General features: G+C 69.8%; 14 protein-coding genes. 9 read left to right on the forward strand and 5 right to left on the reverse strand.

The annotated features are described in order from the left end of the window. Nucleotides 1-7: 7 nt before the first annotated feature. Nucleotides 8-418, reverse strand: coding sequence for a hypothetical protein (locus tag C6569_RS14630; protein WP_106749537.1), 411 nt, complete (start codon nt 416-418; stop codon nt 8-10). A 268-nt stretch (nt 419-686) separates the two neighbouring features. On the opposite strand from C6569_RS14630, the gene dnaN reads away from it, so the two are divergent. The 5 genes from dnaN to C6569_RS14655 all read left to right on the forward strand — a co-directional run bounded on the left by dnaN (nt 687) and on the right by C6569_RS14655 (nt 5,070). Then, entirely contained in the window at nt 687-1,805 is a 1,119-nt protein-coding gene (gene dnaN / locus C6569_RS14635) for a DNA polymerase III subunit beta (protein ID WP_106751060.1), read from the forward strand. Nucleotides 1,806-1,809: 4 nt separating this feature from the next. Beyond that, nucleotides 1,810-2,718 (forward strand): bifunctional methylenetetrahydrofolate dehydrogenase/methenyltetrahydrofolate cyclohydrolase FolD, encoded by a 909-nt coding sequence (gene folD, locus C6569_RS14640; protein WP_106749538.1) that lies wholly within the window; start codon nt 1,810-1,812, stop codon nt 2,716-2,718. An 11-nt stretch (nt 2,719-2,729) separates the two neighbouring features. Continuing rightward, a complete protein-coding gene (locus tag C6569_RS14645) occupies nt 2,730-3,755 on the forward strand; it encodes a 2-dehydropantoate 2-reductase (RefSeq protein WP_106749539.1) in 1,026 nt (341 codons plus the stop codon). 81 nt (nt 3,756-3,836) lie between these two features. Beyond that, nucleotides 3,837-4,445: a nucleotide exchange factor GrpE gene (grpE, locus tag C6569_RS14650; protein WP_106749540.1), complete on the forward strand. Its 609-nt coding sequence runs from the start codon at nt 3,837-3,839 to the stop codon at nt 4,443-4,445. Between the two features lie 4 nt (nt 4,446-4,449). After that, nucleotides 4,450-5,070, forward strand: a complete 621-nt coding sequence (locus tag C6569_RS14655) for a trimeric intracellular cation channel family protein (RefSeq protein WP_106749541.1) — start codon at nt 4,450-4,452, stop codon at nt 5,068-5,070. A 117-nt stretch (nt 5,071-5,187) separates the two neighbouring features. On the opposite strand, the gene hisS is transcribed toward C6569_RS14655, so the two are convergent. Genes hisS through C6569_RS14670 form a run of 3 tightly spaced genes read right to left on the reverse strand, consistent with a single transcriptional unit; the run spans nt 5,188 to nt 8,155 of the window. Further along, a complete protein-coding gene (gene hisS / locus C6569_RS14660; RefSeq protein WP_106749542.1) occupies nt 5,188-6,753 on the reverse strand; it encodes a histidine--tRNA ligase in 1,566 nt (521 codons plus the stop codon). 32 nt (nt 6,754-6,785) lie between these two features. Then, nucleotides 6,786-7,511 carry a polysaccharide lyase family protein gene (locus C6569_RS14665; RefSeq protein ID WP_106749543.1) on the reverse strand — a complete coding sequence of 242 codons (726 nt, stop codon included), beginning with the start codon at nt 7,509-7,511 and terminating at the stop codon, nt 6,786-6,788. Then, entirely contained in the window at nt 7,508-8,155 is a 648-nt protein-coding gene (locus tag C6569_RS14670; RefSeq protein ID WP_106749544.1) for a hypothetical protein, read from the reverse strand. Before C6569_RS14670 ends, C6569_RS14665 begins: the two co-directional genes overlap by 4 nt. Before the next feature lie 293 nt (nt 8,156-8,448). Here C6569_RS14670 and C6569_RS14675 point away from each other — a divergent pair, with 293 nt between their 5' ends. Further along, on the forward strand, nt 8,449-9,819 hold the full coding sequence (locus C6569_RS14675; protein WP_106749545.1) for a glutamate--cysteine ligase: 1,371 nt from the start codon (nt 8,449-8,451) through the stop codon (nt 9,817-9,819). 123 nt (nt 9,820-9,942) lie between these two features. Here the strand turns inward: C6569_RS14675 and C6569_RS14680 are convergent, their stop codons facing one another. Continuing rightward, nucleotides 9,943-10,824, reverse strand: coding sequence for a LysR substrate-binding domain-containing protein (locus tag C6569_RS14680; RefSeq protein WP_106749546.1), 882 nt, complete (start codon nt 10,822-10,824; stop codon nt 9,943-9,945). Nucleotides 10,825-11,026: 202 nt separating this feature from the next. Between C6569_RS14680 and C6569_RS14685 the strand changes: the two genes are divergently transcribed. The 3 genes from C6569_RS14685 (at nt 11,027) to C6569_RS14695 (ending at nt 13,227) form a co-directional block, all read left to right on the forward strand. After that, a complete protein-coding gene (locus C6569_RS14685; RefSeq protein ID WP_106749547.1) occupies nt 11,027-11,368 on the forward strand; it encodes a DUF1127 domain-containing protein in 342 nt (113 codons plus the stop codon). 201 nt (nt 11,369-11,569) lie between these two features. Beyond that, nucleotides 11,570-12,349, forward strand: coding sequence for a sulfite exporter TauE/SafE family protein (locus C6569_RS14690; RefSeq protein ID WP_106749548.1), 780 nt, complete (start codon nt 11,570-11,572; stop codon nt 12,347-12,349). Next, nucleotides 12,346-13,227 carry a DMT family transporter gene (locus C6569_RS14695; protein ID WP_146144814.1) on the forward strand — a complete coding sequence of 294 codons (882 nt, stop codon included), beginning with the start codon at nt 12,346-12,348 and terminating at the stop codon, nt 13,225-13,227. Before C6569_RS14690 ends, C6569_RS14695 begins: the two co-directional genes overlap by 4 nt. Nucleotides 13,228-13,302 lie beyond the last annotated feature (75 nt).

Genomic DNA, 13,302 nt, shown 5'->3' on the forward strand with positions numbered 1-13,302 from the left:
GCGATCCTCAGCACTGGCCGGGGCCGCGGCGATAGGGCTGCGCGTCCCGCTGGGCCGCGGCGAGCGCCGCGGCCGCGTCGCCCTCGGTGCGGGCGCTGGAGAAGGCGTTCTCGTAGGCCGTGACCCCGACCGAGGTCATGGGCCCGGAATCGAAGCCGATGCGGAACAGGCGCTGGTTGAGGCGCGGGTCGTAGCCGACCGCCTCCACCGCCCGGACGCAGAACGTCCCCACCGTCACGACGCGGATGGAGACCGTCATGCGATTGTTGCGGGAATCGATGTCGCCGCGCCCGCCGCCGAGGCCGCCGCCGTCGTTGAACTGGGCCCGGACGGGCTGCGGCGCGGCGGGGACGAGGGCAGCACCGAGCATCAGGGTGGCGGCAAGTCCGGCGCCGAGCCGGCTGCGGGTGGTCGACATGGGATCTCTCCGTCGGGACGTCGGGAGGTGGCCGAAGGCTCTCGCCGCCCTGGAGATCGTGTGCCGGATCGGGGACCGCAAGGCGCAAGGCCGCCGGAACTCCTCCTTTCGGCACGGGGAAGCCGCGCCCGTCGCGGAAAAGGCCGTGGATAGACCCACGGCGGCTGGCCTTGCCCTTGCATCATGTTGCGGCGCGGGGTTGACTGACGCCCCTTGTTTTCGGGCGCGGGATCGCCGGCGCCTCCTCGAGTCGTTTGGAGCAGCATTGATGAAGGTCACCGTCGAGCGGGCCCAGCTCCTGAAATCCCTCGGCCACGTCCATCGGGTCGTCGAGCGCCGCAACACCATTCCGGTCCTGTCGAACGTGCTGATGAAGGCCGATGGCGCCTCGCTGCGCCTCAAGGCGACCGATCTCGACATCGAGGTGGTGGAGACCCTGCCGGCCGAGGTCGCGACCGCCGGCGGCACCACAGTACCGGCGCACATGATCTATGACATCGTCCGCAAGCTCCCGGACGGCTCGCAGATCCAGCTCGAGATGATCGGCGACAAGGGCACCCTCGCCGTCAAGGCGGGACGCTCGCGCTTCACCCTGCAGACCATCCCCGAGAGCGACTTCCCCGACATCGCCGCAGGCGACATGTCGCACAGCTTCCAGCTTCCCGCCGGCCACCTGAAGCGCCTCATCGACAAGACGCAGTTCGCCATCTCCACCGAGGAGACGCGCTACTATCTCAACGGCATCTTCCTCCACGTGGTGGAGAAAGGCGGCCAGAGCCTGATCCGCGCCGTCGCCACCGACGGCCACCGCCTCGCCCAGGTGGAGTTCGAGGCGCCCGCCGGCGCCGCCGGCATGCCGGGCGTCATCGTGCCCCGCAAGACGGTGGCCGAGGTGCAACGCCTCGCCGACACGCCGGACGCCAGCGTCACGGTGGAACTCTCCACCGCCAAGGTGCGCTTCCGCTTCGGCGAGACGGTGCTGACCTCGAAGCTGATCGACGGCACCTTCCCCGACTATGCCCGCGTCATACCGCTGGCCAACGACAAGATCCTCACCGTCGAGAAGGGCGAGTTCGCCGCAGCCGTCGACCGCGTCTCCACCGTCTCCTCCGAACGCGGCCGGGCGGTGAAGCTCTCCGCCGGCGACAGCCGGCTGACGCTGTCGGTGACCAACCCGGATTCGGGCAGTGCGACGGAAGAGCTCGAGGTTTCCTACGAGGCCGACGGCATCGATATCGGCTTCAACTCGCGCTACCTGCTCGACATCACCAGCCAGATCGACGGCGACACCATCGAGCTGAAGCTCGCCGATCCCGGTTCGCCCACCCTCATCCACGACCCCGCAGGACCCGGCGCCCTCTACGTGCTCATGCCGATGCGGGTCTGATCCCGTGCCCGCCCTCCGCATCGACGGCAGGGCCGTCGCCGCCCGGGTCCTGGCCGACGTGAAGAACCGCGCCGCCACCTTCGCCGCGGCGAAGGGGCGTCCGCCCGGCCTCGCCGTGGTGCTGGTGGGCGAGGACCCGGCGAGCCAGGTCTATGTGCGCAACAAGGGCCGCGAGGCGGAGGCCGCCGGCTTCCGCTCCGAGCAGCACACGCTGCCGGTGACGACCGGCGAGGCGGAGCTCCTCGCCCTCGTCGGCAAGCTCAACGCCGATCCCGGAATCGACGGCATCCTCGTGCAATTGCCGCTGCCGAAGGGCATCGACACCGACCGCGTACTCCTCGCCATCGATCCGGCCAAGGACGTCGACGGCTTCCACCCGATCAATGTCGGCCTGCTCGGCTCCGGTGCCGCGGAGAAGGCGCTCGTCCCCTGCACGCCGGCCGGGTCGGTAATCCTGATCGAGAACGTGCTCGGCCCCTCTCTCGCCGGCAAGCACGCCGTCGTCGTCGGCCGCTCGAACATCGTCGGCAAGCCGGTCGCCCAGCTCCTGCTCCAGCGGGACGCCACCGTCACCATCGCCCATTCGCGGACCGCCGACCTGCCCGCCCTCTGCCGCACCGCCGATATCCTGGTGGCGGCGGTGGGACGGCCCGAGATGATCCGCGGCGACTGGGTGAAGCCCGGCGCCGTCGTCGTCGACGTCGGCATCAACCGCATTCCCGCCCCGGAGAAGGGCGAGGGCAAGACGCGCCTCGTCGGCGACGTCGCCACCGAGGAGGCGGCCGTCCACGCCGCCGCCATCACTCCGGTGCCGGGCGGCGTCGGGCCGATGACCATCGCCCTCCTGATGGCGAACACCCTGGTGGCGGCCCATCTGCGGGAAGGCCTGCCCCGCCCCGCGCTCACCGCCTGACGGAGGCCCCGATGGCGCAGCGCTTCGTGGTGATCGGAGCCGGCGCCATCGGATGCCGGGTGGGCGGCGCCCTCGCCACGGCGGGGGCCGATGTGATCTTCGTCGCCCGCGCCGGCCGCGCCGCCGATCTCGCGGCCCATGGCCTCGCCATCGCAGGGCTCGACGGCGCGACCGTCCCCGTGCCGCCCGACCGCTTCCGCATCGCTCCGACCGCCTCCCACGCGGCCCGGGACGCGGCCGGGCCGATCCTCCTCCTCTGCACCAAGGGCGGCGCCACCGCCGCGGCAGCGGCAGAAGCCGGCGCCGCCTTTCCCCCCGGCACGCCGATCCTCTCCCTGCAGAACGGCGTCGACAACATCGGCCGCATCCGCGAAGCCGCGCCCCATCTCCTCCCCCTCGCAGCCATGGTGCCCTTCAACGTCACCCTCGACCACGAGGCGAGCGGCCGGATCGTCGCCCGCCAGACCACCTCCGGCGCGCTTCACGCCGAGGACCACGCGGTGACCCGCGCCCTGGCGCCGCTCTTCGGCCGCGCCGGCCTGCCGCTCACCCTCGTCGCCGACATGGCGCCGGTGCAATGGGGCAAGCTGCTCCTCAACCTCAACAACCCGGTCAACGCCCTCTCCGGCCTGCCGCTACGCGACGAGCTGATGGACCGCGACTGCCGCCGCGCCCTCGCCGCCCTGCAGGACGAGGCTTTAGCCGTCATGAAGGCCGCCGGCATCCGCCCGGCGAGGATCGGCGCCGCCCCGCCGCGCCTCATCCCGACCATCCTGCGCCTGCCGACCTTCGCCTTCTCGCGCATCGCCGCCTCGATGCTGACCATCGCGCCGACCGCCCGCTCGTCCATGGCCGACGACCGTTCCGCCGGCCGCCCCACCGAGATCGACGACCTCTGCGGCGCCGTGGTGCGGCTGGCGGAAGCCCATGGCCTCGCCGCGCCGCGCAACGCCGCCATGATCCGGCTGGTCTCGCGACACGGGCCGGGCACGGCGATGAGCGGCCGCGACATCCTCGCCGCCGTCACCGCCGCCTGACCGCGGACCGCCTTCAACCTTGATTTTGGGCGCCGGAGGCTCGATATCCGGGCCACCCTTTTGCACCACAGGCGAGATGCCATGACCAACCCGAAGAACGGGCACGACGAAGTGCCGATCGACGAGGCCGACCAGACCGCCGAGGCACCCGAGACCGCGGAGACGCTGGCCGATGCCGGCCCCGCCCTGCTCGCCGCCGCCCAGGCCGAGGCGCGCGACATGAAGGACCGCATGCTGCGCACCCTGGCGGAGATGGAGAACCTGAGGAAGCGCACCGAACGCGAGGTGGCCGACGCCCGCACCTACGGCGTCACCTCCTTTGCCCGCGACATGCTGAACGTCGCCGACAACATGCGCCGCGCCTTCGAGAGCCTGCCCGACGAGGCCCGCCCCGCCGACGGACCGCTGAAGGCCTTCGTCGAGGGCATCGACCTCACTGAGCGCGAGCTGCTGAAGACGCTGGAGAAGCACGGCGTGAAGAAGATCGCCCCCGACGGGCAGAAGTTCGACCCGAACCTGCACCAGGCCATGTTCGAGATCCCCAATGCCGAAGTGCCGAAGGGCACCGTCGTGCAGACCGTGCAGGCCGGCTTCGTGATCGGCGAGCGCGTGCTGCGCCCGGCCCTCGTCGGCGTCTCCACCGGCGGGCCCAAGGCCGCCCCGCCGGCCGGCTCCTCCGAGGACGCCTGACCCCATGACCGGGCTCCTGCCCTGGCTGGAATGGGCAGGGGTCGCAGTCTTCGCCCTCACCGGCGCCTTGGTGGCGGCGCGCAAGCAGATGGACCCCTTCGGCTTCGTCCTGCTCGGCACCGTCACCGGCATCGGCGGCGGCACCCTGCGCGACGTGCTGCTCGGCATCAGGCCGGTGCCGTGGATCCTCGACCCGGCTGTGGTGATCATCTGCGCCGCGGTCTCGCTCGCCGCCTTCGTCTCCGCCCATCACTTCGAGCGGGAGGGCCGCACCCGCGTCATCCTCTGGGCCGACGCCCTCGGCCTCGCCCTGTTCACGGTGACCGGCACCGCCAAGGCGCTGGAGGCCGGCGCGCCGGCCATCTCGGCCGTGCTGCTCGGCGTCGTCACCGCGACCTTCGGCGGCATCATCCGCGACATGCTCGCCGGCGACGTGCCGCTGGCGCTTCGGCGCGACGTCTATGTCACGGCCTCGCTCGCCGGCGCCGTCGCCTTCGCCCTGGCCAACCGCTTCGTCTCGCCGGACCTCGACGATGTCATCGGCTTCGCGGTGGTCTTCGCCATCCGCGGCCTCGCCATCCGGCACGGCTGGTCGCTTCCGACCTATGGGAAGCGGGAGGGGTAGGCGGAAAGCTCCCGCTCCTCATCCTGAGGTGCGAGCGACAGCGATGCGTCAGAAGCGCCCGCCGGCGAGCCTCGAAGGACGCACTTCGGTCATGCAAGGCGGCAAACCGCCCAAACTTCACCGCCCCGCGAGCAGCTCGCGGATCTTCTCCACCAGCTCGCCGCGCTTAGCCGCGAACTGCGCCGGACGCGAGGCGCGCCATTCGGCATTGTCGGTGATGGTCTTGGCCGCCTCGGCGCCGGCGACGAGGTCCTTGATCATGACCTCGCCGGCCTCGCGCTCGTTCGAGCCCTGAATGATCACGGCCGGGGCGTTGCGGCGGTCGGCATATTTCATCTGCGCCTTCATGCCGGAGGAGCCGAGATACATCTCGGCGCGGATGCCGGCGCCGCGGAGTTCGGAGACCATCGCCTGATATTCGGCGATCTGGTCGCGGTCCATGACGAGCACGACGACGGGCCCGACGGGCTTCTCCGCCCCGAGCTTTCCGAGGGACTTGAGGGCCGCCGCGAGGCGCGAGACACCGATGGAGAAGCCGGTGGCCGGCACCTGCTCGCCGCGGAAGCGGGCGACGAGCCCGTCATAGCGCCCGCCGCCAGCGACCGAACCGAAGCGGACGACCTGGCCGTCGTCGTTGGTGACGGGAAAGGTCAGCTCCACCTCGTAGACGGGGCCGGTGTAGTACTCGAGGCCACGAACGACAGAGGGATCGAGAATTATACGTCCGTCGCCATATCCTGACTGGCGGACCAATTCCCAAACTTGCTGAAGTTCTTCATATCCTTGCATGCCGATCTCAGTCTCTCTGCCGAGGCTCGCAAGGATAGCAAGAACGCCCGCATCGGGAGCCGCGTTCGCGAAATTCGCGCCTTCCGTCAGAACGTTCTCCGCGTACTCCGGATTGGACTCGGCAATGGCGATCGATCTGGAGCGGATTGAGAAGAGGGAAAGCACCTTCTCGATCTGGCGCCCATCCAACCCCGCGCCCTTGGTGAAATCGCCGCTATCGTCCTTGCGGCCGGCGCCGAGCAGCAGCTTCACGCCCTCAGGGCCGAACTTGTCGAGCTTGTCGATGGCGCGCAGCACCGTCAGACGGCGGCCCGCGTTTTCGTCTCCACCGAGGCCGATGGCCTCCATCACCCCGTCGAGCACTTTGCGGTTGTTGACGCGCACCACATAGTCGCCGCGGGCGATGCCGAGCTTCTCCATCGTATCCGCCGCCATCATGCAGATCTCGGCATCCGCCGCCGGCGAGGCGGAGCCCACCGTGTCGGCGTCGAACTGCATGAACTGGCGGAAGCGGCCCGGTCCCGGCTTCTCGTTGCGGAAGACATAGCCGGCCCGGTAGCTGCGATAGGGCTTGGGCAGGGCGTCGAAATGCTCGGCGACATAGCGGGCGAGCGGCGCGGTGAGGTCGTAGCGCAGGCTCAGCCACTGCTCGTCGTCGTCCTGAAAGGAGAAGACGCCCTCGTTGGGCCGGTCCTGGTCGGGCAGGAACTTGCCCAGCGCATCGGTGAACTCGACGGCCGGGGTTTCCACCGCCTCGAAGCCGTAGAGCTCATAGACCTTGCGGATGGTGTCCAGCATGGCGTTGACGCCGGCGATCTCGGCGGCGTCGCGGTCGACGAAGCCGCGCGGCAGGCGGGCGAGCGCTGCGGCCTTCTTCTTCGGAGCATCGGACATAGGGGTCTTCCGGGAGGTATCGAGGCGGCTTGCTAGCGCACCCTCAGGTCGATGTCGACCGCGCCCCGGTCCGCGTCGCGACGCACATGGGCGAAATAGACCACCTGGGTCGGGGTACGGACGCCGAAACGGGCGGTCCAGGCCGAGACCGGCGCGCGGGAGAGGCCGTGGACGAGCCGCACGGCAACACCCGCCACGGCATTTGCGCCGCTGCGCTGGACGAGGCGCTGGCCGTTCACCCAGAGGACGAGCCGGCCGTCGACCCCCGCCGACCAGCGCTGGTCGATCAGCACGTCGTGCCAGCGTTGGGTGAGGGCGCTCGCAGGGACGAGCATCGTCTCGCCGCCGACGGCAGGGCCGGAGGCGAGGAGGCCGGTCTCGCGCCACTCCAGCGCGAGGAGCACCTGTTCGCCCTGGACGAGCCGGGCGAGTGTCACGACGAGGCCCGGCGTCGCCGTCGTACCGCGCGGGATGAAGAGGGAGAGCGCGGTGAAGGCTTCCGTGCCGGGGGCAAGGCCCGGCCCCTGCTCGGCCAGTTCCGCCCGCTCGGTATCGGGCGGACAGGGCGCACCGCATTCGCCGGGGCGAAGCTCGAAGCGAGTTGTGACGACACCCGGCAGACGCACGGGATGGGGCTGGGCCACCTCCATGACGGCGTGGCCGCCGCCCGCCGCCTGCCGCGCAAAACCGGGAAAGTCCTGCGCCAGGGCCGGACAGGCGGCGACGAGGCTCGCCGCGACGAGGCCGGCAAGCCTCACCGGCGGACCGCGAAGGTGAGGTCGAAGGCGGTCTGCTTGTTGCCGGCCCGGTCCCGCACGGTGGTGCGGACCACATAGTCGCCGGGTTCGAGACCGGAGAAGGAATAGGTCACATAGAGGAAGAACTCGCGGTTGCGGCGGCGGCTGGCGGTGGCGATCGTATTGAAGGCCTGCTGGGCCACCAGGGACTGGCCGTCGGCGCGGCGCAGCTCGAAATCGAGCACCAGGTCGGTGCGGAAGATGTCGCCGGAGCGCCGCCAGCCCTGTCCGGCGAGCTCGGCATAGACGAGGAGCGGCTGGCCGATCTCGAAACTGGTGGAATCCCGCGGGTTGAAGACGCCATAGCCCTGCGGCTCCTCGGCGACGAAGGTGGCGCGCCGGATGGTCAGCGGCATCTTCTCGGCAATGGCGATGGCCGCCTCGTCCAGGGCGTCGAGGGCCTCCACGGCACGGCCGGCGGCGGCCGCTTCCTGCGCCCGGCGCGCCTCGGCGGAAATGTCGGTCGGCGTCGGCCCCACCGGAGCGGGGGCGACCCGGTCGGGCGCCTGCTGGGTGGGGGTGACCTGCTGGGTCTGGGCGGCGGCAGGCGCGGCGACGACGAGGGCGAGCGCGGTGACGGCCGGGATCGAAAAGGGCGAACGCATGGACACGAGGCTCCTCCGGACGAATCGTGGGGCAGGATAGCATGGCGGGCCGCACCCGCCCCTCCACGGCCGCCATGCGCCGCGAAAAACCGGGACAACCGGATGAAAATGCAGCGGAATACCGCCGATGACCGCGCCCCCGGCATGGCGGCAATGTGTCGGCAGCTGGGCGTAACGATGGCCCCGCCCCTTCCGTAACCGCCCGTCGAGCGCTATCTCCCCGGACTATGCCGGGCCGGGGCGGCGTGCTTTGCTCCCGCCCCTCGCCTTCGCATCCGCATCAGGACCCCTGCATGGCCCGCGATACAGTCGACCTGACGCCCATCGAATCCCGCGACGAACTGGTCGCCTGGATCGAAAAGGGCGTCAAACCGAAGGACAGGTTCCGCGTCGGGACCGAGCACGAGAAGTTCGGCTTCTACCGCAAGGACAACAGCCCGGTGCCCTATGAGGGGCCGCGCGGGATCCGCGCCATCCTCGAAGGGATGGAAGGCCTTCTCGGCTGGGAGCCGATCCTCGACGGCGAGAACATCATCGGCCTCGCCGACGTCACCGGCGGCGGCGCCATCTCGCTGGAGCCGGGCGGGCAGTTCGAGCTGTCGGGGGCGCCGCTGGAGACGCTGCACCAGACCTGCATGGAGGCCCACGCCCATTTCGCCCAGGTGCGCGAGATCGCCGACCCCCTGGGCATCGGCTTCCTCGGCCTCGGCATGAGCCCGAAATGGACCCGCGCCGAGACGCCGGTGATGCCGAAGTCGCGCTACCAGATCATGACGCGCTACATGCCGAAGGTCGGTAGCCTCGGCCTCGACATGATGTACCGGACCTCGACCGTGCAGGCGAACCTCGACTTCGCGTCCGAGGCCGACATGGTCAAGAAGCTCAGGGTGTCGCTCGCCTGGCAGCCGGTGGCGACCGCCATCTTCGCCAATTCGCCCTTCACCGAGGGCAAGCTCAACGGCTACCTCTCCTTCCGCTCGGCGGTCTGGACCGACACCGACAACGACCGCGCGGGCATGCTGCCCTTCGCCTTCGAGGACGGCATGGGCTTCGAGCGCTATGTCGATTACGCCCTCGACGTTCCCATGTATTTCATCAAGCGCGGCGACACCTATATCGACGTCGCCGGCTCGTCCTTCCGCGACCTCCTGGCGGGGAAGAACCCGGCGGCGCCGGGCGAGCGGGCCGTGCTCTCCGACTGGGTGAACCATGTCGGCACCATCTTCCCGGAAGTCCGGCTGAAGCGCTACCTCGAGATGCGCGGCGCCGATTCAGGACCCCTCTCCCGCATCGTGGCGCTGCCCGCCCTCTTCGTCGGCCTGCTCTATGACGACGGCGTGCTGGACGCGGCCTTCGATCTCGTCAAGGACTGGACGGCGGAGGAACGGCAGAAGCTGCGTGACGACGTTCCGAAGCTCGGCTTCAAGGCGGAGATCCGCGGCCTGACGGTGGGCGAACTCGCCCGCGAGATGCTCACCCTGGCCCGCACCGGCCTGCGCCGCCGCGACCGTCTCGACATGAACGGCTGCGACGAGACACGCTACCTCGACCCGATCCAGGCCATTGTCGACGACGGCCGCACCGCCGCCGAGGCGCTGATCGAGAAGTATCTCGGTCCCTGGCAGGGGCAGGTGGACAGGGTGTTCGAGGAACAGGCGTATTGAGGCGAGTGGCGAGTGGTGATGAGTGACCCGTGAGTGCGGAACGAGGCACCAGTGGCCCGGAGGCCACCACTCGCCACTCCCTATTCCCTATTCCCTATTCCCTATTCCCTATTCGCCATCCGCTCATTCCGCCGCCTGAGCATGCTCCGTCAGGTTGTCGAGGCTCGACACCACGTGATCGGCCAGCGCTTCGGCGAGCTGGGACATTTCGTGCGGGTTGCGCAGCAGCGCGACGCTGACCGAGGGCAGCGCCGGGAAGCCGTCGGAGGGCTGCAGCACACGCATGCCGGGACGGAGCGCCGATTCCGGCAGAACCGAGACGGCGAGGCCCGCCATGACCGCCGCTCCGACGGCGGCGGCATTCCAACTCGCATAGAGGATGCGGTAGGAGCGCCCGGCCCCCTCCAGCCGCTCGGTGGCGGCGCGGCGCCAGTCGCAGGTCGGCCGGCCCACCGCGAGCGGCACTGGATCATCGCAATGGACGGAGGAGCGGGCGGAGGCGACCCACAGGAGCTGTTCGCGGCGGAAGACCAGGGCCGGCCCCTTCTGCGGCGTGTGGGTGATGATGGCGATGTCGAGCTCGTTGGCCTGGATGCGCTCGGCGAGCATCGATGACGGCTCGCAGATGACGGTGACCTCGGCGCGCGGGTTGGAGCGCGAGAAGCGCGCCAGGATCTCCGGCAGGTAGCGGTCGGCATAGTCGTCGGGAACGCCGAGGCGCACCCGGCCGGTCAGTTCGGCGGTGGCGAAGGCGGAGACCGCCTCGAGGTTCAGCTTGACGATGCGGCGGGCATAGTCGAGCAGCCGCTCGCCGTCCTCGGTGAGGCGCGAGGCGCGGCCGTCGCGCTCGAACAGGGATTTGCCGATGCGCTCCTCGAGCCGCTTCATCTGCATGGAGACGGCGGACTGGGTCTTGAACACCACGTCGGCCGCGCGGGTGAAGCTGCCGGTGTCGGCTATGGCCATGAAGGTGCGCAGCTGGTCGATATCGAGAAGAATGGCCATTGGTGCGCCCCCGAGACGTCACATCATCAACGCTGATGATAGAGATTAAAAACATTCGCTTCAATGATCAATCGCCCTGTGACACTCTGTCCTCATCGGCACATGCCCCCGAGGACCGGGTGAGAGACCCCGGACGTTTGCGTCACCCGACGCCGGCGAGGGGACAGGCGTGCCGACGTCCGACCCGCCGAGGAGAGCCCCCATGCCGATGTTCGCCGCCACCCTTTCGTCCGCCGTCCTCTCGGTGGTCGCTGTCGTGCGCCGCCAGATCGTGGCTTTCCGCAATTGGCGCGAGGCGCGCGAGGGCTATGCCGCCCTCTGCGAGATGGACGAGCGCACCCTCCATGATCTCGGCCTGACGCGGAGCGACCTTCGCGACGCCACGGCGGCCGGCTATTTCGGCGATCCCACGCAGGTGATCGCCGCCCGCGCCGGCGAGCGCCAGGGCCGCCGCCCCGGCATCGCCACGACGCGCCAGCTCAGCGGTCCGCCGCTGGTGCCCGATGTCGGCGCCGCCCTGTCGCGCACCGTTCCCTCCATGTGAGGACGCCAGAGCGTCCGTCACGATCGACAGCCTGTCCGGGAAGAAGCCGTCCCCTCGCGTTCGCTTCCCGGACAACCTCGAGCCGCCGCGTGCCCCGCGGCGGCTCTTTTTTGCCTTTCGCCCTACTGCCATGGCAGGGATGGCCTGCCCTATGCGCCGCGTCGTTGGCCGGCTAGAGCAGGGCTCCCCGAGTACCCATCCATGACCCTCGCAGGCTTTCCCGCAGACTGGACCTTCTACGCCGTCGGCGGCCTCGCCACCTTCCTCATGGGGCTCGGCAAGGGCGCCTTCGGCGGCGGCCTCGCCATTCTCGGCATCCCGCTGCTGGCCCTCGTCATGGACCCGATCCAGGCGGCCATCGTCACGGCGCTGCTGGTGGCCTTCATGGACGTCTTCGCCCTCGCCTCGTTTCCACGCACCGCCTGGTCCAAGCCCGATCTCGGCTGGATCATGCCCGGCTTCCTCGGCGGGCTCCTTCTCGGATTTCTCGTCTTCGAATATGTCGACCGGCGCTGGGTGGCCTTCGGCATCGCGCTGATCACGCTCGCCTTCACCCTCGACTATTTCCTGCGCCGCGGCATGGCGGTGACGCCTCGCCCGGTCTCGCCGCCGCTGGCGAGCGCGGCCGGGGCGGGTGCCGGCTTTACCACCTACATCGCCCATGCGGGCGGGCCGCCCATGGCCATGTATCTCTTGCGGCGCGGCCTGACCAAGACGGAATATGCCGCCACCACCGTCGTCATCTTCACCGTCGGCAATCTGGTCAAGCTGCCGGGCTACGTTTATTCCGGCCTCGGCGAGCCCGGCGTCTTCGTCAAGGCGCTGGCCCTCGCCCCCGTCGTCCCGGTCGGCGTCCTCGTCGGCCGGCGCCTGCACGACGCCCTGCCCCGCCAGCAGCTCTTCACCCTCTGCTATGTCCTCGTCGGCCTCGCCGGCACCAAGCTCCTTTTCGACGCCTCGCGCGCCCTGTGGTGGCCATGACCCCCTCGACCTTCGCCGGCCACCGCTTCGCGCCCTTCCTCGTCGCCGCCCTCGGCATCTTTCTGCTGTCGGTGATGGACGCGCTGATCAAGGGCGTCGCCAACACGCACCCGACGGCCCAGATCGTCTTCATGCGCTATGCCTGCGGCATGCCCTGGGCGATCGCCTTCTTCCTGTGGACGCGACCTCCGGCCCCGAGCGGCGAGATGGTGCGTGCCCATCTCCTGCGCGGCGTGCTCGTCGCCGTCACCGCCTTCCTGTTCTTCTACGCCCTCGCCACCCTGCCGCTGGCCGAGGCCATCACGCTCGCCTTCCTGTCGCCGCTGTTCCTCGCCGTGCTCGCCTCGCTGATCCTCAAGGAGCCGATCCAGAAGCCGGTGCTGATCGCCATTCTCGTCGGCTTCGTCGGCATGGCGATCATCGTCGCCGGCAAGGTCGGCGGCGGCGAGTTCGACCTCGTCCGCGTGCTCGGCATCGCCGCCGCGGTGTCGTCGGCGCTGGCCTATGCCGCCAATCTGGTCCTGCTCAGGAAGCGCGCCCAGACCGATCCCTTCGGCCTCATCATCCTGTTCCAGAACCTGTTTCCGCTCATCATCATCGCCCCCTTCGCCTGGGCCGTCTGGGAGGTGCCGGAGGCGCGGTCATGGGGGATCTTCCTCGGCATCGGCGCCTTCGGCCTTGCCGGCCACCTCTGTATGGCCTGGGCCTTCAAGCACGCCGCCGCCGGCCCGCTCGGCGTCATCGAATATACCGCCCTCATCTGGAGCGCCGGCCTCGGCTACCTCGCCTTCTCGGAGGTGCCGGCCTGGACGACCTGGGCCGGCGCCGCCCTGATCATCTTCGCCTGCCTCACCGCCATGCGGCGGTCGCGGGCCTGAACGGCTCGACCCGCATCCTCCCCGGCGGAACGCGGCGCCAATTCTCGACGGATGTCGCGTCATGGCCGGGCTTGT

The sequence above is a fragment of the Phreatobacter cathodiphilus genome (assembly GCF_003008515.1).
In the GTDB taxonomy this organism is placed as follows: domain Bacteria; phylum Pseudomonadota; class Alphaproteobacteria; order Rhizobiales; family Phreatobacteraceae; genus Phreatobacter; species Phreatobacter cathodiphilus.

Excerpts from the sequence above, each read along its gene's own strand:
- hisS (WP_106749542.1), bottom strand. The coding sequence starts at position 6,753 with ATGTCCGATGCTCCGAAGAAGAAGGCCGCAGCGCTCGCCCGCCTGCCG.
- C6569_RS14645 (WP_106749539.1), top strand. The coding sequence starts at position 2,730 with ATGGCGCAGCGCTTCGTGGTGATCGGAGCCGGCGCCATCGGATGCCGG.
- C6569_RS14690 (WP_106749548.1), top strand. The coding sequence starts at position 11,570 with ATGACCCTCGCAGGCTTTCCCGCAGACTGGACCTTCTACGCCGTCGGC.
- C6569_RS14655 (WP_106749541.1), top strand. The coding sequence starts at position 4,450 with ATGACCGGGCTCCTGCCCTGGCTGGAATGGGCAGGGGTCGCAGTCTTC.
- C6569_RS14670 (WP_106749544.1), bottom strand. The coding sequence starts at position 8,155 with ATGCGTTCGCCCTTTTCGATCCCGGCCGTCACCGCGCTCGCCCTCGTC.
- C6569_RS14630 (WP_106749537.1), bottom strand. The coding sequence starts at position 418 with ATGTCGACCACCCGCAGCCGGCTCGGCGCCGGACTTGCCGCCACCCTG.
- dnaN (WP_106751060.1), top strand. The coding sequence starts at position 687 with ATGAAGGTCACCGTCGAGCGGGCCCAGCTCCTGAAATCCCTCGGCCAC.
- C6569_RS14695 (WP_146144814.1), top strand. The coding sequence starts at position 12,346 with ATGACCCCCTCGACCTTCGCCGGCCACCGCTTCGCGCCCTTCCTCGTC.
- C6569_RS14675 (WP_106749545.1), top strand. The coding sequence starts at position 8,449 with ATGGCCCGCGATACAGTCGACCTGACGCCCATCGAATCCCGCGACGAA.
- C6569_RS14685 (WP_106749547.1), top strand. The coding sequence starts at position 11,027 with ATGCCGATGTTCGCCGCCACCCTTTCGTCCGCCGTCCTCTCGGTGGTC.
- C6569_RS14680 (WP_106749546.1), bottom strand. The coding sequence starts at position 10,824 with ATGGCCATTCTTCTCGATATCGACCAGCTGCGCACCTTCATGGCCATA.
- grpE (WP_106749540.1), top strand. The coding sequence starts at position 3,837 with ATGACCAACCCGAAGAACGGGCACGACGAAGTGCCGATCGACGAGGCC.